The sequence below is a fragment of the Pseudoalteromonas sp. DL-6 genome (assembly GCF_004328665.1).
Taxonomy (GTDB): domain Bacteria; phylum Pseudomonadota; class Gammaproteobacteria; order Enterobacterales; family Alteromonadaceae; genus Pseudoalteromonas.
On the sequence record NZ_CP019771.1, the window covers coordinates 574,791 to 598,390 of the forward strand.

Genomic DNA, 23,600 nt, shown 5'->3' on the forward strand with positions numbered 1-23,600 from the left:
ATCATCAAAATTTCTCTTCTGTGCTAAAAATGAAGAGCAGCAAATTTAAGTTATTTTTTACTACTTAATTGATTAGAAAATTGGCTAACCGCATCAACAACTTGTTGTGCGCCTTTTTTAATATCATTCATCACATGACCCGACTCATTAGAAAGCTCTAATCCTTGCTGAGCTTTGTGTTTGCCTTGCTCTATCACAGCCACCGTTGATTGGGTTAAATTTTGGTTTTGCTGTACAACATCCACAATCTCTTCGGTTGCTTTACTGGTTCTTGAAGCAAGTAAACGCACCTCATCAGCAACTACAGCAAAACCACGGCCTTGCTCACCTGCTCTTGCAGCTTCAATGGCTGCATTGAGTGCTAGCAGATTAGTTTGATCAGCAATGCTGCTGATACTTTGCACTATACTGGCAATAAGTTGCGATTGTTTATCTAATGCTGAAATTTCTTTACCCGCTTGCTCCATTTGCACCGACAACTCATTCATAACTTGAACTGTTTTTTGTACCACCTCTGCGCCTTTATCCGCGTTATTATCGGTTTCGATAGAGGTTCCATGGGCAATACTCGCCGCTTGCTCTATAGCCAGCTCTCTTTCTACTTGGTCTGTGATCACTGTGGCAAATTTAACTACTTTGTAAAGCTCATTAGCTTCATTAAAAATCGGATTATACGACGCTTCTAACCATACTGAATGACCGTGTTTATCAATTCGCTTAAATCTGCTCGCAATAAACTCACCATTACGCAATCGTTGCCAAAATGCTTGATATTCTTTACTGCTGGCTTCTTGCTCATCACAAAACATTCCATGGTGCTTACCAATTACTTCTTGCTTTGAATAACCCATACTTTTTAAGAAGTTGTCGTTAACACGCAGCACCATACCTTGGGTGTCAAATTCAATCACCGCTGTAGAGCGGTGTAATGCTTTTATTAAATCTTCATTCTCTCTTGAGCTTTCAATTATTTGTGTCAGCACAGTACAGTGCAGGGTTAAATACTCTAACTGCCCTTGCTCATTTTTTATCGGATGTAAAATGCAGCGTAACCAATCTCGTTGGCCGTTTTGGTGGGATACTTGAATAGCGCCCGCATAATGCTGGGCTTTGCTTATCGCTTTTTTAAAAGCATGGAAATCCGCGTTATTTCTAGCATTTTCAGCAATAAAGTCTAAAATATTTTTATTAATTATTTGGTTATTCGAGTAGTTAAACTCTCGTTCAAAGTTTTTATTTTGTCTTAAAATAGCACCTTGCTTATCAAGCTCTAATACCAGCATTTCACTGTCTAAACTTTGTTTAACCTGCTCCCTTACAGAAAGCTTACTTTGTAAATCAGCTATTTGATTTTTTAAAGATTGGTTAAAAAACATATTGTTACCTTAGTGTTTGCATGTATCTGTATGCATATTGAGCCTATGGATAAGTGTATTACAAGTATATAGTCACACCACTCAAGCAAAAGTATAGCTTAAGTTTATAAACATATAATCAACGTAATAACATTGTTTTTAGTTCATAAACCTGGGTTAGCAAATTAAAAAAACTAGCAAAGTAGAATAAATTAGGTTTTTTCGACTAAAACGCGTATAATTCGCGCCCGTTAATATTCAACCTTTTATTTAAATTATTGGAGCACAAAGATGGCTTTAGAGCGTACTTTTTCAATCGTAAAACCTGATGCAGTTGCTAAAAACCACATCGGCGCAATCTACAACCGTTTCGAAACTGCGGGTCTTAAAATCGTTGCAGCTAAAATGGTTCACCTTTCACAAGAGAAAGCTGAAGGTTTCTACGCTGAACACAGCGAACGTCCTTTCTTTGGCGCTTTAGTATCTTTCATGACATCTGGCCCAGTAATGGTTACCGTTCTTGAAGGCGAAAACGCTGTTCTTAAAAACCGTGAAATCATGGGTGCTACTAACCCTGCTGAAGCACTAGCTGGCACTTTACGTGCAGACTACGCTGATAGCATCGACGAAAATGCGGTTCACGGTTCTGACGCTGTTGAATCTGCTGCTCGCGAAATCGCGTACTTCTTCGCTGACGAAGAACTTTGCCCACGTACTCGTTAATTCGAGTTCACAGCTAACCCTGTGATGCAAAGTATGAAAAGGGCTTTCGAGCCCTTTTTTAGTCATTACGTAAAGTATTAACCGTTTATTTATGATGTTTTACTTAATGATTATAGTGGGTGAATTGTGTACAATTCTCCCTTGTAAATTTTTACCATCACCGCCACCGATTGAGGTTGTTACATGACCGAGCAAAAAAAGATTAATTTATTAGATTTAAACCGAGATGCAATGCGAGAACTATTCGTATCATTCGGTGAAAAGCCATTTCGTGGCGATCAGGTGATGAAGTGGATTTATCATTTCGGCGTAGATAATTTCGACGAAATGAGCAACGTAAACAAAAAACTCAAAGAAAAGCTTAAAAATGAGTGCGAAATTGTTGCGCCCGAAATTTCAGTTCGCCAGCAAGCCAGCGACGGTACTATTAAATATGCATTAGTACTAGAAGGCGGCCAAGAAGTTGAAGCCGTGTGGATCCCAGAAAAAGATCGCGCCACGTTATGTGTATCATCTCAAGTGGGCTGTGCACTGGAATGTACTTTTTGCTCAACGGCACAACAAGGCTTTAACCGTAACTTAAAAGTATCTGAAATTATCGGTCAAGTATGGCGTGTAGCCAAAGATATTGGCCTTGATGGCAACAGTGAAAAGCGCCCTGTCACTAACGTTGTAATGATGGGTATGGGAGAGCCGCTACTTAATGTTAAAAACGTAGTCCCGGCGATGGAACTGATGATGGACGACTGGGGCTTTGGTTTATCTAAGCGCCGCGTCACATTAAGTACCTCAGGTGTGGTACCTGCCCTTGATTTATTGAAAGAAAAAATAGACGTAGCGCTGGCAATTTCACTGCATGCGCCAGATAACGCCCTGCGTGATATTTTAGTACCGATCAATAAAAAATATCCAATTGAAGAATTTTTAGCGGCCTGTCGTCGTTACATTGACGGTTCAAAAGCCAATAAAGATGTGACAATTGAATATGTAATGCTTAACGGCGTTAACGATAGCACCGATCAGGCTCATGAACTGGTTAAAACGCTAAAAGGTACGCCATCTAAGGTAAACCTCATTCCGTTTAACCCATTCCCAGGTAATGAATATACCCGTTCAAGTAACAGTCGAATTGACCGTTTCTCTAAAGTATTACAAGCTGCGGGTATTACCTGTATTGTTCGTCGTACTCGCGGGGATGACATTGATGCTGCATGTGGTCAGTTAGCTGGCGATGTTGTAGACCGTACTAAGCGTATGGCTAAAAAGAAAATGCGCGATGAAAACGCGATTGCAGTGAATATTCATCAAGCTTAATATTTGCTGAGTAATCAGAAGTCTTTGTGATATGTCGTTTATTTTTAAATAAATGATGCAACACAAAGGCTTTGAGGTAAGATAGAGGTTATGGATATAAATAAAGAGACAAAGTAATGCGATCTTTACTTACGTTAGCACTATCAACACTGTTTTTGAGCGGTTGTGTTACTGAAAATAGTTACAACGGCAGCGATAAACCAGTTCTCGAAAATAAAATTAATAACGATGGTGCTGCTCGCACGCGCATTGCGTTGGCGTTACAGTATTTAAGTACAGGTAATAACTCTCAAGCAAAATATAACTTAGAACGTGCTAATGAGTACGCTCCTAACTTACCCGAAGTACACTACTCTTTAGCATACTATTATCAACAAGTTGGCGAAAATGGATTAGCCGACAAAGCCTATCAAAAAGCACTGGCTATTAAGCCAAACGATCCTAACACCTTAAATAACTATGGCACGTTTTTGTGCAGCATTAATGAGTATGATCGCGCTACCGATCAATTTTTAAAAGCGATTGAAATACCTAGTTATATTCGTGTAGCACAAAGCTATGAAAATTTAGCTCTATGTGCCATTGAGTTTAACGATTTCACTAACGCCGAAAGCTATTTTCAGCAGGCGCTAAACCATAGCTCACAACGCGCATCTACATTAATAAGTTTAGCCGCTTTATATTATGCAAAAAGTGACTTGTACAAAGCCAGTAACTTAATAAAACGTTATGACGACACCGCGCAAGTTTCTTCTCGCGCCTTGTTGCTTGGTTATTTAGTTAAACAGCGTATGGGCAGAATTGAAGAAGCAGAAAAAATTGCGGCAACTTTATTACAAACTTACCCTAGTAGTATGCAAGCTAACGCAATTCGCGATAACCAGTTAAGACAAACAGAATTTGAAGTACTGCGTGAAAAATACCGCCAAGCACAGCTAGATGAATTGCAAGAAGGCAGTCAATCCAATCAAATTATTGCTGAGCCAAAAATAAAGGTTATTCGTAAAAAGAGCCCCGTGCAGGCTTCAAATAGCGAAGCGTCAATTGAGCAAACTAAAACAAATACGCTAGATGATTAACCCCCTTTAACTGTAAACAAAAATATAGCGTAAAGGGTGACGCGTAAATGCGTGTTTTAGGGTAAAGCAATTTAGCATTTCAGTGTGATAAAATGCTAAACTGCTACGGATAAGGTGTATTAAAGCACTTAAAAACAGATAAGCTTTAGCTAAACACCACAAAGTTATTATAGTATTGCATGTAGTACCTTTTTTTAATGCGCCTTAGCAACAAGAATTAACTAAAAATAAAAACGAAGTCTTACTCTTGCTGTTAAGCTAAAACATAAACTTTTACTAGTGGATCCAAACTGATACACATTATGAATGAAGATAATACACAACCGCAGAGCGATGAACCCTCTGTAGGTCAAATACTAAAAACACATAGAGAAAATGCAAATATTAGCCTTGCTAAGATTGCCTCGTTATTAAAATTAACTGAATCACAAGTTCAGCATATTGAAAACGATGAATATCATTTACTGGGCGCAAAAACATTTGTTAAAGGCTATATAAAAAATTACTGTCGCACACTCAACATTGATAGCACCGCTATTTTAGCCATGCTGCCTGCTTTTAGCACATCAGATAAGCCAGTAGATATGCAAAGCTTTTCAAGACGTACAGAAAAAGAAGCGCATGACAGTCGACTGATGACGGTAAGCTATTTAATACTAGCCATTGTTATTGGTTCATCAGCTGTATGGTGGTGGCAAAATGCAACGCCTATTGATGAACAAACTAACACTATTAATGCTAATAATTCATTTATTACTCAGCAACAAGAAAATACAAAACGACTTGCTGAAGCGGCTGATGAAGCGCTATTAGATGATGTTGAGCCTGCGCAACAAACAAATTCAGCATTACAAAATGAGCAACAAACTATTCAGGCTGCTCCCCTAAACGACGCACAAAGCCCGAGTGAGCCAACAAACACTGATTTAAGCACTATTTTTATGATGTTTAATGACGAGAGCTGGGTAGAAATTCACGATGCCAACGATGAAAAAATTGCATTTGGTGTAAAAAAAGCAGGCTACGAAATGACCTTAACTGGTGTAGCGCCTTTTTCAGTGGTTTTAGGCAAGCATGATGTTGTAAGTATTACCCTAAATGGTGAGCCAGTTGATATTTCGGCTTTTCCTAAAAACCGTTTAGCTAAATTTAAATTACCCTTAGCAGAGTAGTCGCTATGTTTTCAGAATCTCCTATAAAACGCAGAAAATCCACCCGCATTAATGTGGGTAATGTTCCAATTGGTGATGGTGCACCAATTGCCGTGCAGTCAATGACTAACACAGACACAATGGACATTGATGCCACTGTAGCTCAAATTCAAGCGATTCAAGATGCCGGTGCTGACATAGTCCGTGTATCTGTTCCAACTATGGATGCCGCTGAAGCATTTAAAAGTATTAAAGAGCAGGTATCGATACCGCTAGTTGCTGATATTCACTTTGACTACCGCATTGCATTAAAAGTAGCAAAGTATGGCGTTGATTGTTTACGTATCAACCCAGGAAACATTGGCAGTGAAGAGCGTATTAGAGCGGTTGTCGACTCAGCTCGAGAGCACAACATTCCAATTCGTATTGGCGTAAATGGTGGCTCACTTGAGCGCGACCTACAAGAAAAATACGGCGAGCCAACACCTGAAGCCCTACTTGAATCGGCTATGCGCCATGTAGATATATTACGTCGCTTAGACTTTGACCAATTTAAAATCTCGGTGAAAGCGTCAGACGTATTTTTAGCGGTTGGCGCGTATCGTCTACTTGCAAAAGAAATCGACCAGCCACTGCATTTAGGTATTACCGAAGCAGGCGGCATGCGCTCTGGTTCAGTTAAATCAGCCGTTGGTTTAGGCATGCTATTGGCTGAAGGTATTGGTGACACACTGCGTGTATCACTAGCAGCGGATCCGGTACAAGAAATAAAAGTAGGCTTTGATATATTAAAATCATTGCGTATTCGCTCTCGCGGCATTAATTTTATTGCCTGCCCTAGCTGTTCACGCCAAGAGTTTGATGTAGTGAGCACCATGAATCAACTTGAAGAGCGTTTAGAAGATATTATTGAGCCAGTTTCAGTGTCAGTCATTGGCTGTGTGGTTAACGGACCAGGCGAAGCATTAGTGAGTGATATTGGTCTTGCCGGCGCAAACCGTCGCTCAGGTTTATACATTAATGGCGAACGCCAAAAAGCCCGAATTGATAACAATAATATTGTTGATCAACTTGAAGGCTATGTACGCGATTTCATTGAACACAAGCAACAGCAAACTCCAATCGACATAAAAATCGTAGAGTGATGTGTTGTTACAACACTATGTATTTAAATGACCTTTTTTAGTCGCGGTATTCACAACGTAGTATAAATTACGTACGCTCCGCTACGCTCGCAATTACCTTATAGTTAAGGTTATAATGCAGGGTCGATTTTTTAGTTTTACGTGGTTGCAGCCCAGGGTTGCACATAAACAGATTTAGGATTTATCAGTGGCAAAACAAATTCAGGCAGTTCGCGGTATGAACGATTGCCTGCCAGGCGATACGCAAGTTTGGCAGAAAGTAGAACACATTTTACGCGAGACCGTATCATCGTTTGGTTATCAAGAAATTCGTTTTCCAATTGTAGAATCAACCGACCTATTTAAACGCTCTATTGGTGAAGTAACCGATATAGTAGAAAAAGAAATGTACACCTTTGCCGATCGTAACGGCGACAATTTAACCTTGCGCCCGGAAGGGACTGCAGTTTGTGTACGTGCAGGTAACGAAAATGGCCTGTTATACAATCAAGAACAACGCCTTTGGTACATGGGCCCTATGTTTCGCCATGAACGCCCACAAAAAGGTCGTTACCGTCAATTTCATCAGTTTGGTTTAGAGACTTTTGGTATTGCCAGCGCCGATATTGACGCCGAGGTTATTTTACTCACGGCGCAACTTTGGGAAGCATTTGGCATTACTGACCATGTGCGTTTAGAACTTAATTCATTAGGTTCAAACGAAGCTCGCGCAAAGTACCGCGATGCCTTAATCGCCTTTTTAGAACAACATACCGATGTACTAGATGAAGATTCAAAACGTCGTATGTACTCTAACCCACTGCGCGTTTTGGATACTAAAAATCCAGACATTCAGGCAATCTTAGTCGATGCACCAAAGTTATCTGAACATTTAGATGCTGAATCAAAAGAACATTTTGAAAATTTATGTGAACGATTAGATGCCGCAGGCGTCAAATACACGGTTAATGAAAAGCTGGTACGTGGCTTAGATTATTACAACCGCACTGTATTTGAATGGGTAACCGACAGCTTAGGTGCACAAGGTACTGTATGTGCTGGTGGTCGTTATGATGGTTTAGTAGAACAATTAGGCGGTAAATCAACCCCTGCGGTAGGTTTCGCGATGGGTTTAGAGCGCTTGGTTTTACTGCTTCAAGCACTTGAATGTGTAGGTGACATACGCCGTAGTGCTGATGTATATTTAGCAGCTATGGGCGACAAAGCCAGTATTCAAGCGCCTATAATTGCATCTACCTTACGTCGTGATGTACCTGGATTACGCGTAATGGTGCACGCTGGCGGTGGTAACTTTAAAAAACAACTTAAACGTGCTGATAAAAGCGATGCTCTCGTCGCAATTATTATCGGTGAAGATGAATTAGAGCAAGGCGTTGTGACTATTAAATACTTACGTGAACGTAAAGAACAAGTCACACTAGAACTAGAACAAGCTAAAACGTTACTTGCAGAACTAATTAATAGCTAAATTATATAAAGCGTAAGTAGTGAAGCGCTTTAACAGAGGTAAGCATGGAAATTTATTCAACAGAAGAACAACAAGCAGAAGCAATTAAACGCTTTTTTCGTGAAAACGGCCTTTCACTAGCGTTAGGCGTTATTGTTGGTTTAGGTGGTTTATATGGCTGGAAAGCATACAACCAAAATCAAATAACGACTGCAGAGCAAGCATCTGATGCATACACTAAGCTTGTTGAAAGCGACAGCGTATTAGCGTCTGCTGATGCATTTATCAGTGAAAACAAAGACACTCAGTACGCAACTCTAGCGGCATTTGTTGCTGCAAAAGAAGCTGTAGATGCCCAAAACTTAGATTTAGCAAATGAAAAATTAAGCTGGATTGTAACTAACGTTGATAACGCCCAGCTTAAAGCCATTGCAACAACACGTTTAGCACGTGTGCAAATTGCTCAGCAGCAATACGATGATGCATTGAGTACATTAAATGCTCCTCTTCCTGAAGCATTTAACGCAAATGTGGCTGAATTAAAAGGTGATATTTACACTCAACAAGGCAATAAAGAGCAAGCACGCGTAGCTTACCAAGCTGCTGTTGATGCAGGTGGATTAACGAGTAATCCTCTTTTACAAATTAAGTTAGATGACCTAGCAGTAACTAGCCCAGCGGCATAAGGTTTTAGGCATGAGAAAAATAACAACAGCAACGCTTGCCCTATGTATGGCAACCCTAATGGGGTGTTCTTCAAGTGATGACGAAGAAGAACTGGTGCTTCCAGAAATAGCCAATCAATTTGAAACTGATGTGGTATGGCAAGAATCAATTGGTAGTGGTGTAGAGCATTACTTTTCACGCTTATCACCTGCTGTTTATAAAGAGACAGTGTATGTTGCTAGCCGTGAAGGCCAAGTAGAAGCCTTATCACTTGCCAATGGCGATACCCAATGGGAAACCGACGTTCGCCAAGATTTATCGTTTTGGCCTTGGAGCGATAACGATAGTGCAAAATTATCAGGCGGAATATTACAAGCTTATGGTAAAATCTATTTAGGCTCTGAACATGGTTATGTAATTGCACTTGACCGTGAGACTGGTAAAGAAATCTGGCGTAAAAAAGTACCTGGCGAATCACTCTCTAAACCCGCTGCAGGCGATGGCTTAATCTTTGTAAATTTAGCCTCAGGTAAGTTACTTGCGCTTCACCCAGATACTGGTGAAGAACGCTGGAGCTTTGAGCAAGAAGTGCCACCGCTGACTTTACGCGGTCAAAGTTCACCTACTGTGGCTAACGGTGGTGTGTTACTAGGCCTAGAAACAGGTAAGTTAAGTGTTTTAATTTCTGAGAGTGGCTACTCGGCATGGAGTGCAGAAATTGCAGTGCCAAAAGGCGCATCAGAGTTTGAACGTTTAGTTGATGTAGATACGCAGCCGATCATTAGCGGTCCATTTGCTTACGCTATTGCATACAATGGTAACTTATCAGCAGTAGATATTCGTTCAGGTAATGTTGTATGGAAACGTGAATACAGCAGCTACCGTGAAATTAGCATGGATTTGCAAACAATTTACGTTGTTGATAGTAACGGCGTTGTTTATGCACTTGATAAAGATTCAGGCATTGAACGTTGGAGCCAACCCGCTCTACGTGGCTGGTACTTAACAGGTCCAGCGGTTGCCGGTAATTATTTAGCGTTAGGTGACCAAGAAGGCAATTTGCATTGGTTAAATAAAGAAACTGGCGAGCTAGTATCTCGTGAAGACTTTGACAGCTCAGGTTTTTTTGTTGAGCCCGTTGTCGCTGACGATAAATTGATTTTATACACCCGCGATGGTGAAGTTAGCGCGGTAAAAATACCGAACTAACTGTCTACTATTAGTGTAAGGCACTAATAGTTAATTATTTTTTGTAAGGCTTCGCACTGCGAAGCCTTTTGTTGTTTTTTAAAGAGGTAGTTTATGCTTCCCGTGATCGCTCTTGTAGGGCGACCCAATGTGGGCAAATCCACATTATTTAACCGTTTAACACGTACTCGTGATGCACTCGTTGCCGACTTTCCTGGCTTAACGCGTGATAGAAAATATGGCCAAGCAAATTACGATGGCTTTGAATTTATCGTGGTAGATACGGGCGGTATTGATGGCTCAGAAGAAGGTATCGAAACCGAAATGGCTGATCAGTCATTACTAGCCATTGAAGAAGCGGATATTGTTTTATTTTTAGTTGATGCTCGCGTGGGTATGACAGTGGCTGATCAAGCTATTGCTAACCACTTACGTAAGCAAGAAAAGAAAAGCTTTGTTGTTGCCAATAAAACAGACGGCATTGATGCCGACTCAAACTGTGCTGAATTTTATCAACTTTCACTTGGTGAAGTTCATCATATCGCTGCCGCACATGGCCGTGGTATTACTTTACTGCTTGAGCAAACTCTTCAGCCTGTTATTGCTGAACTTGCCGCTCTTGATGAAGATGTAGCCGATGACGATGAAGAACTTATCGACTTATATCAAGAAGGTGAAGAAGATGACACCGATCACCAAGCGTTTGCCGACAAGCCGGTAAAGCTGGCAATTATTGGTCGTCCAAATGTAGGTAAGTCAACCCTTACTAACCGTATACTAGGTGAAGATCGTGTTATTGTATACGATATGCCAGGTACAACCCGCGACTCAATTTACATTCCGATGACCCGTAACGACAAAGAATATATTCTTATCGATACCGCTGGTGTGCGTAAACGTAAAAAAGTAAGTGACGTGGTTGAGAAATTCTCAGTCATTAAAACGCTACAAGCAATCGAAGATTGTAACGTGGTGTTATTAGTGGTTGATGCCCGCGATGGTATTTCTGATCAAGACTTAAGCCTGTTAGGTTTTGCGCTTAACTCAGGGCGCTCATTAGTTATTGCCGTGAATAAGTGGGATGGTCTAGATAACTACGTTAAAGACCGTATTAAGACTGAGCTTGATCGTCGTTTAGGCTTTATTGATTTTGCCCGCCTACACTTTATCTCTGCTCTGCATGGTACTGGTGTTGGTCATTTATTTGAATCAGTTGACGAAGCGTATGAGTCGGCAACTAAGCGGATTAGTACTGCTATGTTGCGTCGTATTATGGACATGGCACAAGCGGATCATCAGCCACCACTTGTTCGTGGACGTCGTGTTAAGCTTAAGTATGCGCATGCTGGGGGCTACAATCCGCCACGTATCGTTATTCATGGTAACCAAGTACATGACTTACCTGATAGCTACAAACGCTACTTAATGAACTACTACCGTAAAGCACTTAAGATTATGGGTACGCCAATCAAAATTGAATTTAGAGAAGGTGATAACCCATTTGCAGGGCGTACGAATAAAGTAACGCTGTCGCAAAAACGTAAAATTCGCGCGTTTAGTAAAGAAAACCGCAATAAAAGCTAGGTGCTAGGTGCTAGGTGCTAGGTGCTAGGTGCTAGGTGCTAGGTGCTAGGTGCTAGGTGCTAGGTCAAAATTAAATAGCGTACAATAAAAGTACGCTATTTTTTTTATCTAAAATAAAGTAATAGTACTCGTAAAAGGGTTATTTGACGTCAAAGTGCAAAGCGTATGGTTGCCCCACATACCCTTGGTAAAGCTGTCTATGTGCTGTTTAAATCATTATTCTTAAAAAATTATTTCTTCGTTGTTTATATAAATAAAATAAGTAAGGAGAGCAATTAAACACACGCATTAATGTTATAAAACAACGCATTAATTGAGTGAACTTGTTATTATCATAAAATCAGCGCGCATAAATAATAATTAAAATTTTAAAAAGTGAAATTCAACATGCTAAAAAAAACAATCTTAGCTATTGCCTTAGCAGCCACCTCGCTGCCAAGCTTGGCCGACAGTAACAGCGATTTAAAAACCATTATTGATAACCACTGGCAAAACGCCAAAGCTGAAAAAATATTTTTTAGAACCGATCCAGACGGTTGGAAACCAAACGGCACATTACCAAATTGGAGCGAGCAAGCCGTTGCTAAGCGCCAAGCTTATAACAACAGCGTACTAAAAAGCCTAGCCAGCATTGACCCAAAAACACTCAACAACGAGCAGCTAATGAACTACCGCTTATTTAAATATGAGCGAGAAACAGAGCAACAAAGCTACCTTTACCAAGATAAATACTTCCCGGTTAATTTTTTAAGTGGCTGGCATACTTACTTTGCAGAAGCGCCGGCTAACATGGCCTTTTTAACCATTGATGATTACAACGCCTTTTTAGTGAGCCTGAGTGATTACCCGCGCTTTAATCAGCAAAATATTGATTTAATGAAGCAAGGTATAAAAACAGGGTTTACTCATTATTGTAAAACCTTTGAAAATTACAGCCAAAGCATTAGCGCGCACATAGTTAAAAACCCCGAAAATAGCGCCCTTTACGAGCCCTTTACGCGTATACCTAGCACCTTTAATGCGGCGCAAAAAGCGAGCTTACAACAAAAAGCACAAGCGTTAATTGAAGAAAAAGTCGTGCCTGCTTACGAGCACTTTTACGACTTTTTTGAAAACGAATACATGCCACATTGTAGAGCGCAGCCGGGTATTGCAAGTATAAAAGGTGGGCTTGATTACTACAATTACACCGTTAATTACTACACCACCACTAATGCTACTCCTAAACAAATTCATGAACTTGGTCTAAAAGAAGTGGCTCGCATTAAAGCACAAATGCAAGCCATTATTGATAGCGTTGGTTTTGAAGGCAGCTACAGCGACTTTTTAAAATTTTTAGCAACCGATGAGCAATTTTACGCAAAAGACGCCCAAGACTTGCTAGAAAAAACCGCTTTTATAACGCAAAAAATGTATGGCAAACTCCCCACTTACTTTGGCCATTTACCGCGTAACACCTTTACTATAAAAGGCTCAGCGAGTCGTGGTGCGTTTTATATGCCACCGCCAGATAACCGCTCACCTGGCACTTACTTTTTAGCCTCAACACCTAAATTGCAGCCTTTATACAATTTAGAAGCACTTAGCCTGCACGAAGCTATTCCTGGGCATCATTTACAAAACGCCATTGCAATGGAGTTAGACGTTCCTGAATTTAGACGCACACTGAGTCACTCGGCATTTGGCGAGGGCTGGGCACTTTATACAGAGCGTTTAGGTAAAGAAGCGGGCTTTTATCAAAGCCCATACAGTGACTTTGGTCGTTTAGGCTACGAAATGTGGCGCGCAGTGCGCTTAGTGGTCGATACCGGTATTCATGCCTTTGGCTGGAGCCGCCAAAAGGCGATTGATTACTTGGCTGATCATACCGCCTTGCCACAAAGCGCAGTAGAAGATCAAATAGACCGCTATATTTCTTGGCCAGGCCAAGCGCTGTCATACAAAATGGGCGAAATTAAAATACGCGAACTGCGTGCAAAAGCCGAAAAACAGCTAGGCGCACAATTTGATATACGCAGCTTTCACGACACCGTTATTGGCCAAGGTTCACTCCCTATGGCGGTACTTGAAGATGTAATTAACGACTGGATAGCACAGCAAAAATTAGCTATTTAAGATACAACGGAAACAAATTGAGAGGCGGTATTATTATCGCCTCTTTTTAAAGCCCTATTAAACACCTCAAAACTAATCCCTGCTCGCTTTTGCTTCGTAAAATAAATGATTTTAAAAACCAGAGCATAAGTATGAAAAAACGTATTCTGTATTGGCTGCAAAATGATTTGCGCATTGACGACAACCCCATACTCAATGATTTATCACAACAACAATGTGAGTTGGACCTGGTCTTTGTGATTAACCCTGCTTGGTTTAAAAACAATAACTATCAACAAAAACCCTATGGTGTCCACAAACAACGCTTTTTAATGCAAAGCCTATATGAGCTACAGGAGTCTGTTTTAGGGCTTGGCCAAACTTTACATATTATTGAAGGCGATCCACTTGAGGTATTAACACAGCGTATTAATGAGCTTAGCATTGACGAAGTTGTATATAGCCAGCAAATAGGTCTATATGAACAGCGCCAAATGAGTGCTCTTAAGTCAAAATGCACTACTTTGGTATTTAAATCTGTGATGCAAGATACCTTATATCAACAACAGCAACTGCCCTTTGAACTAGCTAATTTACCAACCGGCTTTACTCCTTTTAGAAAAAAAATTGAAGCGGCAGAGATTAGTTTAACCACACATACATTTTCAGCAGCAAGATTGCCTCCACCTATTATACTTTGCGCAAAACAACCGATAGAAAAGCCAGCAACAGGGAATACACAATTACTTGGTGGGCATCAGGCTGCGCTTGAGCACTGCCTCAACTATTTTTCATCCCCACTACCGAGTAGCTATAAAATCACTCGTAATGAGTTAGATGGCTTTGATAACTCTACAAAATTTAGTAGCTGGCTGGCTTTTGGTTGTATTAGTGCCAAGCAAATTTTTTGTGCAGTAGATGCTTATGAAGCGCAGCATGGAGCAAACGAGTCAACTTACTGGATCAAGTTTGAATTGCTCTGGCGTGAGTATTTTAAGTGGCATGCAATTAATGTTAAGCATCAGTTATTTACCTTTAAAGGTAAGAAACAAAGCTCGCCACTCACCACGTTTAGCCCGAATCGTTTTGCTAAATGGTGCCAAGGCAGTACACCTTACCCGTTAGTTAATGCCATTATGAAAGAGCTTAACGCAACTGGCTTTATTAGCAATCGCTCAAGACAAATCGTTGCTAGCTGTTTAGTAAACGAACTACAACTAGACTGGCGCTATGGTGCGGCTTACTTTGAGCAACAGTTAATCGATTACGATGTGGCGTCGAATTGGGGTAATTGGCAATATATTGCTGGAGTTGGTGTAGATCCGCGCGGCGGACGTCACTTTAATTTGCAAAAACAAACCCAGCAATATGATCCGCACGGTGAATACATTGCCAAGTGGCAGGGAAATGAGCACTGCGATGCTCAATTAGATGACTTAGACGCCGCTGATTGGCCAGTGTAATAATAAAACCTCGAACATAATACTGGCTAGCTGACTCTCGTTATAAGCCCAAGGTTAAATCTTGGGCGAGAGTGCCGCTGGGTTTTTCTACTACGCGGTTAACTTCAACCCCGTTATGCTTAACAATAAAAGTGGGGGTATATTGTAAGTCATGCGCTAGAGCAATACCTGCCTCATCACGTTTATCATAACCGACTGTAACAAAGGTTATTTTCGAAAGTTTAACCTTAGACTCATCGAGTAACTTTATTAATCGAGGTACTTCACGGGCACTGTCATGACACCACGTACCTAAAAGCACTAACACCTCTTTACCTGCTAGTTTTTGCATCAATGCAACGTCTTGCGGTGTGGGTGGAAATGTTTGGTATTGCTTAGCAAATTTATCGTGTTCGCTTAATAAACGCTTAGCAGTAATAGCGTCCGAGTGTGGTTTGAGCGTTGCATTCAATGCCAGTGGTAAACTCAACATTAAAAGTAAAATTAATTGTTTAAACATAATCTTATACTTAAAAAGCATTTTAGCTACTATACCCATAATCGAATTTAAGTGAATACATTTACTTACTTTTGTCCATAAAATTATTCACCTGAGATAAAACAGCTAAATACTCACGTTTGGCTTCTTTGTTTTGTTCTAATTTATCTAAGTCACCGATTAACGTCACTAATTGCGTATGTGAATAACTCGATGTTGTTCTAAACTCGTTTGTCGCCCCCACACCACTGAGTCGTTTTCTTTCATCCATACTATGACTATCTTCATTTTTCTCAAGCCAAATATCGTTAATAAGGCGAATATTACTCTCACTGGTGGTGGTTTCTTTCAATTCTTTTTTTAGCTCGTATTGAGATATTTCGGGATTAAACTGATACACTTTTTTATCTACATCCACCTCATGAGCCTGATCAAGGGCAACCAATTCGTTATTTTTTACAGCGGTACCAATAGTGTAATTTTCTTGTTTATCATAATAATCAGGGGGGATGTCTGAGCGGTTACCTTCTTCATAATTAAAACGCGTGCTCGCCGTTTTATCTTGAGTGACCCCAGTTAACCCTGCTGATTTTTGGTGTTCTGTATTTTGACTCAGCTTTGTGGTGCTTGTTGCTATGTAATCTCCCTGATCCATTGCAAAAGAGAATTTTGCATCAAAATCAGCTAACTTAGAAATCCCATCGCCTAAGGAATTTTTATCACTGCTTCCTAGCCCTTGGTAGCGTGGATCTTTGGTGATCATATTGTCAACTAAATTAGCGACAAGCTCGCGTCCATTAGTAAACTGCTTTGTAGCAACCGACTCAATTTCACTATAGCGTTCAGCGGCTGATGACATACTACTAAACGCACTTTTAAATACAGCCAGCCCTTGTCTCATCACTTCGTCACTTTTGTGGCCAAACGCAGAGCGTGTACTTTTCTCAGAGCTATTGAGCAGGCTATCTTCTAAGCTTTTATCGAGCGCTTTTATGTATTGTTGCATTTGGCTTTTGTCTTGAGCGCCAATGGTTGACATATCAAGCGAAAAATCAATATTGTTTTGTCCGTTTACCGATTCAAACTCCAGTATTTGCTGCTCAGAATCCTCATCAAGGGTATAACTTAAATTAAGCTCATTATCTGTTCCAAGGAGCGCTCCATCAGCATCGGCTGTATTTCCCTCTGACGTTGAAAAATACAAATCAAAACCCGAAAGTTCTTTATTATCAAAATTGCTCAGAAAACTTAAATCTAAATCAGCTTGGTTTGCGGGTACGTAACGACTGTAAGCGCTTTGTTTAGCCTTAAAAAATTCATCCGCCATTTCGCCAACACCAGAAAGTACTTGCGTTAATGCTTGGTGTTCAGACTCTGATAAGTCGCCATCCACTTCATAACTTACACTAAATTCGTCAGTGGTTTCGCCGCTTTCTTCATCGTAACCTTGTGCAGAATGAAAGGTGATTTTAATAACATCACCCTCTTTGGTTTTTACCGAAAGCTCAAATCCATAGTTATCATCGTCTTCAAATCGCTCGCGATTAAAGCTTTCCATGAAAGGGTTAAGTGAGCGTTCAACACGCTGTTGGCTAGATGCTAAAAATGTTTTTTGATTAAATCCCAGTTGCCCCAAGTTTGATAAAATATCGCTAGTGTTGGCATAAGCACCTTGGATATTTTTTACCGAAGAATTTAAGCGCTCAATTAACTGATCACTGCGTTCGTTTTTTAATAAGCCCTCTTGCTGAGAGCTTATTACCGTACGTAGTGCAACCTCTTCACTAGAGAGCTTATAATTTGAGCCACTGGGTGTGCTGGAAATCGTGAGTAACGAGGATAATTGCTGATTAAGTATTTCATCGACTTGTTGGTCACTAAACTGACTGAGCATTTCATCAGTGATTGTTGCCGAACTTGGCGCTAAGTGAGCACGCGATTGCAAGCCTGTGGGCACAGTGGTTTGGTTTGAATTATTGACCGATTGGGCAAGCAACGCATTTAAGTTAGCATAATTGCCTTGTAGTTTATTAACCATGATTATCCTTAATCTTCAGTACAATGACTTATTGTATCGGCCATTTAGCACAGAACTTTAAGGTTAATAATTCAACAGACACAAAAAAATACCTTAAAAGTAATTAGCAGGTTTTGGCAAGCAGTGACTTTAATATGTCTGGTACAAACTTGCGCTGCGCGGTAATGGCATAAAAATGCTCAAACGCATCGGGTAAACGCTGATACTCAACCAGTATTCCTTGTTCTATTTCATCTTTTACTACAACTGATGGTAACACCGATAGTGCACCACTATCACGAGCAAGTAATCGCAGCATAGCCATATCATCAGCCTCCGCTTTTATTTTTGGCTGATACTGCCAACGAGCACACAAAGCATTAAATGAGTCTCTGATAGCTGAGGTTTTAGCGGGTAACACCCATTGTGCATCCGTGTAACCTGCTGGAAATTGGCCACGTATTTTTTTATCAGCGGGGCCAACTATAGCTAATGGCTGACGAGATACCAACTGACTTTGCCAAAGCTGATCGTAGTGCTCAAGCCCGATGGGTTTATTGGTTAAAACTAAATCCAATTCATGTTCTGCCAAGCCATTTAACAGCCCATCCATACGCCCTGCAGTCAGAGAGAATCGTACTTCGTCATTGCTCATTAAGGGATTTATAAACTCTTCGATAAAGTTTCGAGAGAGTGTATTAAGCACTCCGATTGATAAATGCTGGGTTTGCGAAATCACTCCTTTATGAATAAAAGAAGATAACTCCTCACCTTTAGTAAATATATCATTGGCGTACATTTGCACCCGCTTTCCCATATCGGTTAATGCGAGTGTGCGGCCTTTTCGTTCAAATAACTCAATATTAATGGTGTGCTCTAATTGTTTTATTTGCGTAGAGAGCGCTGACTGAGACAAATGCAGCTCTTTCGCTGCTTGGGTTAAGTTACCAATGCGAGCAACAGACCAAAAATAATATAAGTGATGATAATTTAAACGGCTCATTATTGTTCTCTTTTATAGAACGTTTATATGCATTATATCTATTTTTATTTAGTTATCTAGTTTGCCATACTTTGCTCACTAAATAAGGAGCACTAAATGAGTGAGTATATTATTTCGTTGTTACTGCTAATAATGCCTTTAAGCACATTTATAGCAGCATGGTTAATTGGCCAACGATCGCGCGCTTCAAATGGTCATGTACTGTTTAAAGTAATGATATTTAATAGCCTTGCATTTATAACAACCATTACGCTTCATCAAATTTATGCTTTTGATTTACTCAGTTTCTTATCGCTGACCATGACCCGAATTATTATGCTGGGGCTTATATTATTTATCACGCTGATATTGATTCGCTTTTGTAAGCACTATATGCAAGGTGAGCCACGCGTAAACTACTTTTGGCGATGGCTATTACTAACCATCACAGCCGTATTAGTTGTGGTTATGAGCAACCACTTAGCGCTATTTTGGCTAGGTTGGGTGGCGATAAGTTTAGCACTACATAAACTTCTAATGTTTTACCCTGAGCGTCCACGAGCGGTACTCGCCGCCCATAAAAAATTTATTGTGGCACGTGTTGCCGAATCCTTATTACTAATTGCATTTGGTATTTTGTGGTTCACTCACAATAGTCTGTACATAAGTGATATAACCGCCTTTTATCACACCACCACACAACCATTGTCTTTTGCAGAGCAAGTCGCCGCTTTTTTAATTGCCTTTGCGGCTTTAATAAAATGCGCTCAACTCCCAATACACGGCTGGCTAATTAAAGTGGTTGAAGTACCCACACCAGTGAGCGCTTTATTACATGCCGGAGTCATTAATTTAGGAGGCTTTTTATTAATTTTATTTGCGCCTTTGTTTATTCAAGCTAGCGCAGCACAATGGTTAATTTTAATTGTTGCTGGCTTAACTACAGTGATCAGCGCATTAATAATGACCACCCGAATAAGCGTTAAAGTTCGGCTTGCTTGGTCTACTAGTGCGCAAATGGGGTTGATGCTGGTAGAGTGTGCGCTGGGGTTATTTGAACTGGCTCTGCTTCACCTTGTTACCCATTCGACTTATAAAGCTTTCGCATTTTTAAACTCAGGTAATGGCGTAAATGAAGATCTTATCCGCCGCCATATTCCAAAACAATCACCCACATGCTTTGCTTGGTTAACAGGTGCGTTAATTTCAATAATAATAGTTGGCGCAGCATGGGTTATTAGCTCTTATCAGGGAGCGGTAAGTATTTGGTTGCTTTTAGCATCAGCATTAACCATTTTGCTTGCTAATCAGCATGGTACGGCTACTGCAAAAACACGTAGTAAAAAACTGTTAATTGCACTATTGGTGGTCTTTAGCTATGTGGCAGCTAAAAATATCTTTGCGTTTGCACTTCCCCTTGAGCAGTGGCGTGAACCTGCATTTAGCTTAGCCGACAGTTGGGTAATAGCCCTTATTTTAACCTTAATGATAGCAAGCTACTGTTTGCGCTATCAATCTTGGCGCCCTCAGGTTAAATCACTGTCTACTTTATTATTTGCAGGCTTGTATTTAGATGAGTGGTTTACACGACTAACACTAAAAATATGGCCGATAAATTTGCCTAATAATGGCCACACTGATTTAAAAAATCATGCCGCTGGGATCACTATTGAGGAATCAAAATGAGCAGCCTAACGCCTTCAAATAACACTGCACTCTCGCTAAGTGACAGTCAAAACAACCTACTTAATAAAGTATGCGGTTACATAGCACCAAACTGGCCGCTAGATCAGATGATTGCAGTAAACCCATTTTGGGAAATGCGCCATATGCCAATTGAAGATGTAAGCGCACGACTGGATACCTTATGTAATGCCAACATGCTGATGTCTAAGGATTTTTATCTACAAAAATATAATGCTGGCATGATTACCGACAAACACTTAGCCGATGCCGCAACGCTACTTAATAGTGACTTTAATAAAGAGCAACTATTACAAGCGCTTAGAGTTGATGTGCCATTAGTAGACTGGCACAACATTGCTGATTTACTGGACCAGCAACGTAATAAGCATAAAATGGCTTGGCATGATGAAATTACTCATCAGTTAAGTCAGTTTTGTGCTGCGCATTATCAACAACTCGGTCCTATGCTGCATCGTAATGATACTCAAGCCCCATCTGAATTATATCGCCATTGGCTTACTGTTATTCAAGCTGATAAAGGCATTAGCATTGTTATGGATGAACGGCATTTAAATGGCTATTTTAAGCAATTACCCACATCCGCTGATGAACTAATTGCACTGACTCTTAAAACGCTTAACATAGATAATGACTCGTTAGAGTTATACGCGCACTCATTGCTCTTAGATATTAACGGTTGGGCATCGTGGCTTGCGTATTTACGTTTTCAAGGTCAGCTTTACGACACCCCAACAGATGAGATGAAGCAACTTCTAGCCATGCGCATGGCATGGGACTTAGTGATTTGGCAGTACCTAGCCAATCACGATAGTGCTACATTTAAACAACTACAAAGTCAGTGGCAACAAGAAAAAGCGCTTGTCGTTGAGCGCTTACATGCACATAAACTAGCACAAAAACCATTATGGGTGTGGGCAAAAGCAATGGAACTCAGCTTTCAATATCCGCTTAATGAGGCTCTGCAAACCGCAACAAAAGCCCCCGTGACAAACGCTCAATTACAAGCAGTGTTTTGTATTGATGTTCGCTCGGAAGTGATTCGCCGTGCGCTAGAGTCTCAAAGTCAACATATTGAAACGTTTGGCTTTGCCGGTTTTTTTGGTTTACCGCTGGAATATCAAGAAAATGGCAGTGCTATTACTCGCCCACAGCTCCCTGGGCTACTTAAACCGGCTATACATGCCACGCAAACTCACAAAGACGCGACACTTGAAGCATCACGCCAAAATAGTGCCACATGGCAAAGCTGGTCAAAATCGGCCCCTTCATCGTTTTCTATGGTTGAGTCAGCAGGCTGGCTGTATGCATTTAAATTAATAAAAAATACCTTTTTATCTAAAGGCGATGCTAAAAAGTGCACTCCGACTGACTGGCAATTAACACAAAACCAGCAGCAACTTACCCTAAAAGACAAAACCGATTTAGCCCAAAAAGTGCTTACAACTCTAGGTATAAAAGCGTTGGCACCACAGGTAATGTTAGTGGGTCATGCTAGCCATACAACAAATAACTTACACAGTGCTGGCCTAGATTGCGGCGCCTGTGGCGGACAAAGTGGTGAAGTGAATGTGCGAGTGCTCGCAAGCCTACTTAACGATGATCAAGTACGTCAAGCGCTTAAAACTCGGGGACACACACTGTCAGAAAACACCCAGTTTATTGCAGCCATTCATAATACAACCACAGATGTGATCACCACCTATGATGCTCAACTGGATGATAATCTAAAAAAATGGCTCAGTGTGGCAACACAAACAGCTCAGCGCGAACGCTTAGTTAATATAGAGCCAAAGCTGATTGATAAATCAGCGGATGAAATTAATCACGCTTATCATCAACGCGCCCGCGATTGGTCGCAGGTGCGCCCTGAATGGGGACTTGCAAATAATGCCGCCTTTATTGTCGCGCCGCGCTCATGGACGCGAAGTATTAACTTACAGGGGCGCTGTTTTTTACACGATTATGACTGGGAAAGCGATAACGACTTTGCAATATTAGAGCTTATTATGACCGCGCCTATGATAGTCACCCATTGGATCAATAGCCAATACAATGCCTCAGTTAACGACAATCACAAATACGGCAGTGGTAATAAAATACTTCATAATGCGGTGGGCGGTAACATAGGCTTATTTGAAGGTAATGGCGGCGACCTGCGCATTGGCTTAGCTATGCAATCGCTACACAATGGCGATAAATGGATGCACGAACCTATTCGCCTCAATGTATATATTGCTGCGCCGCAAGCAGTAATCTCAGCAATTTATAACAAGCATACGATGGTGAAGGAACTAATTGATAACCATTGGCTAACACTCATTCGTTGGGGCGATGACAATACGCTAGAGCGCTTTGAAAATGGACACTTCACTGCAATTGCCCTCTCTACAAGCAGATATAATTAATGTTAAAAGCCGTCATTGCCACTAAACATAAAAAGGCACCTTTGATCGCCCCCGCATTGAAGCCACTTGGCTATAATGTGGTAACAACCAGTCTATTTGATACCGATACGCTTGGGATGTTTACTAATGAAGTGCAGCGTGATTGCAGTGCCCAAACAGCGGCACTAATAAAAGCTCAACAAGCGTGTGAACTCACTGGCGAGCAATATGGGCTTGGTAGTGAAGGCAGCTTTGGAGGTGGCCCACACCCGGGGTTAATGAACTGGGATGAAGAAGTAATTTGTTTTTACGATAAGCGCACTAATACTGCTATTTATGGACACGCTGGCGGGCCTTTTTCACCCAGCAGCTTAACCATTAACAGCGAGACTAACGTTGAATCAATCACGACTGCATGCCAGCGCTATAAAGAGCAACACTGGATACTTGATGACACTCAAACACTTTATAAAGGGCTAAGCTTTGAAAGCTTGGTTGCTTTATTTACAGAAAAATCGCCCAAAGCCGGCATAATCACGCCGGATTTAAGAGCCATGTATAGTGGGCAACGCCAAGCTATTATTCGCCGCGCTGCCGAGGACTTAGCAAGACGGTTGGCATCAAAATGCCCACAATGCCAGAGTGCTAACTTTGTTGCTAAACAGCTCACCAAAGGCTTGCCTTGTGAGCTGTGTAACATGCCCACACAACAAGTAAAATCAACAACCTCTTTGTGTGATTGCTGCGGCTATAACCATATTGAAGCGAATGAAAAACACGTTGCTGATGCAACATATTGCCAGTTTTGTAATCCTTAAGAGTT

Annotated in this window: 17 protein-coding genes and 1 pseudogene; 14 read left to right on the plus strand and 4 right to left on the minus strand. The window is 40.9% G+C overall.

What is annotated here, in order from left to right; all coding sequences use genetic code 11:
* Window positions 1-50 precede the first annotated feature (50 nt).
* Window positions 51-1,376 (minus strand): methyl-accepting chemotaxis protein, encoded by a 1,326-nt coding sequence (locus B1F84_RS17565; RefSeq protein WP_131692256.1) that lies wholly within the window; start codon window positions 1,374-1,376, stop codon window positions 51-53.
* A 270-nt stretch (window positions 1,377-1,646) separates the two neighbouring features.
* On the opposite strand from B1F84_RS17565, the gene ndk reads away from it, so the two are divergent.
* The 11 genes and pseudogenes from ndk to B1F84_RS17620 all read left to right on the plus strand — a co-directional run bounded on the left by ndk (window position 1,647) and on the right by B1F84_RS17620 (window position 15,209).
* Window positions 1,647-2,078 (plus strand): nucleoside-diphosphate kinase, encoded by a 432-nt coding sequence (ndk, locus tag B1F84_RS17570; RefSeq protein ID WP_008111339.1) that lies wholly within the window; start codon window positions 1,647-1,649, stop codon window positions 2,076-2,078.
* A gap of 183 nt (window positions 2,079-2,261) precedes the next feature.
* Complete coding sequence (locus tag B1F84_RS17575; RefSeq protein WP_008111342.1) at window positions 2,262-3,392, plus strand: bifunctional tRNA (adenosine(37)-C2)-methyltransferase TrmG/ribosomal RNA large subunit methyltransferase RlmN; 1,131 nt, start codon at window positions 2,262-2,264, stop codon at window positions 3,390-3,392.
* Between the two features lie 116 nt (window positions 3,393-3,508).
* Window positions 3,509-4,408 (plus strand): annotated as a pseudogene (gene pilW, locus B1F84_RS17580) (type IV pilus biogenesis/stability protein PilW); the annotation flags it as partial.
* 365 nt (window positions 4,409-4,773) lie between these two features.
* Window positions 4,774-5,643 carry a RodZ domain-containing protein gene (locus tag B1F84_RS17585; protein ID WP_131692258.1) on the plus strand — a complete coding sequence of 290 codons (870 nt, stop codon included), beginning with the start codon at window positions 4,774-4,776 and terminating at the stop codon, window positions 5,641-5,643.
* Between the two features lie 5 nt (window positions 5,644-5,648).
* Window positions 5,649-6,767: a flavodoxin-dependent (E)-4-hydroxy-3-methylbut-2-enyl-diphosphate synthase gene (gene ispG, locus B1F84_RS17590; protein ID WP_069439098.1), complete on the plus strand. Its 1,119-nt coding sequence runs from the start codon at window positions 5,649-5,651 to the stop codon at window positions 6,765-6,767.
* 187 nt (window positions 6,768-6,954) lie between these two features.
* The gene (gene hisS / locus B1F84_RS17595) at window positions 6,955-8,235 is read left to right on the plus strand and encodes a histidine--tRNA ligase (protein WP_054201416.1); all 1,281 of its coding nucleotides are present in this window, start codon (window positions 6,955-6,957) and stop codon (window positions 8,233-8,235) included.
* Window positions 8,236-8,279: 44 nt separating this feature from the next.
* The gene (locus B1F84_RS17600; RefSeq protein ID WP_054201417.1) at window positions 8,280-8,900 is read left to right on the plus strand and encodes a tetratricopeptide repeat protein; all 621 of its coding nucleotides are present in this window, start codon (window positions 8,280-8,282) and stop codon (window positions 8,898-8,900) included.
* A gap of 10 nt (window positions 8,901-8,910) precedes the next feature.
* Window positions 8,911-10,089, plus strand: a complete 1,179-nt coding sequence (bamB, locus tag B1F84_RS17605) for an outer membrane protein assembly factor BamB (RefSeq protein WP_055011539.1) — start codon at window positions 8,911-8,913, stop codon at window positions 10,087-10,089.
* 93 nt (window positions 10,090-10,182) lie between these two features.
* A complete protein-coding gene (gene der / locus B1F84_RS17610) occupies window positions 10,183-11,652 on the plus strand; it encodes a ribosome biogenesis GTPase Der (RefSeq protein ID WP_076918786.1) in 1,470 nt (489 codons plus the stop codon).
* A 387-nt stretch (window positions 11,653-12,039) separates the two neighbouring features.
* Window positions 12,040-13,767, plus strand: a complete 1,728-nt coding sequence (locus B1F84_RS17615) for a DUF885 domain-containing protein (RefSeq protein WP_131692259.1) — start codon at window positions 12,040-12,042, stop codon at window positions 13,765-13,767.
* Window positions 13,768-13,898: 131 nt separating this feature from the next.
* Window positions 13,899-15,209 carry a DASH family cryptochrome gene (locus tag B1F84_RS17620; protein WP_131692260.1) on the plus strand — a complete coding sequence of 437 codons (1,311 nt, stop codon included), beginning with the start codon at window positions 13,899-13,901 and terminating at the stop codon, window positions 15,207-15,209.
* Window positions 15,210-15,249: 40 nt separating this feature from the next.
* Here B1F84_RS17620 and B1F84_RS17625 read toward each other — a convergent pair whose 3' ends face one another.
* From B1F84_RS17625 to B1F84_RS17635, 3 genes are all read right to left on the minus strand, one after another.
* A complete protein-coding gene (locus B1F84_RS17625; RefSeq protein ID WP_131692261.1) occupies window positions 15,250-15,708 on the minus strand; it encodes a thioredoxin family protein in 459 nt (152 codons plus the stop codon).
* Window positions 15,709-15,769: 61 nt separating this feature from the next.
* Window positions 15,770-17,725: a hypothetical protein gene (locus B1F84_RS17630; protein WP_131692262.1), complete on the minus strand. Its 1,956-nt coding sequence runs from the start codon at window positions 17,723-17,725 to the stop codon at window positions 15,770-15,772.
* A gap of 103 nt (window positions 17,726-17,828) precedes the next feature.
* A complete protein-coding gene (locus B1F84_RS17635; RefSeq protein WP_076918790.1) occupies window positions 17,829-18,707 on the minus strand; it encodes a LysR family transcriptional regulator in 879 nt (292 codons plus the stop codon).
* Between the two features lie 96 nt (window positions 18,708-18,803).
* On the opposite strand from B1F84_RS17635, the gene B1F84_RS17640 reads away from it, so the two are divergent.
* From B1F84_RS17640 to B1F84_RS17650, 3 genes are read left to right on the plus strand one after another with little or no spacing between them, the layout of a single operon-like run.
* The gene (locus tag B1F84_RS17640; protein ID WP_131692263.1) at window positions 18,804-20,372 is read left to right on the plus strand and encodes an NADH-quinone oxidoreductase subunit L; all 1,569 of its coding nucleotides are present in this window, start codon (window positions 18,804-18,806) and stop codon (window positions 20,370-20,372) included.
* Window positions 20,369-22,798: a DUF2309 domain-containing protein gene (locus B1F84_RS17645; RefSeq protein ID WP_131692264.1), complete on the plus strand. Its 2,430-nt coding sequence runs from the start codon at window positions 20,369-20,371 to the stop codon at window positions 22,796-22,798. The genes B1F84_RS17640 and B1F84_RS17645 overlap by 4 nt, the downstream gene beginning before the upstream one ends.
* The gene (locus B1F84_RS17650) at window positions 22,798-23,595 is read left to right on the plus strand and encodes a DUF6671 family protein (RefSeq protein ID WP_131692265.1); all 798 of its coding nucleotides are present in this window, start codon (window positions 22,798-22,800) and stop codon (window positions 23,593-23,595) included. Before B1F84_RS17645 ends, B1F84_RS17650 begins: the two co-directional genes overlap by 1 nt.
* Window positions 23,596-23,600 lie beyond the last annotated feature (5 nt).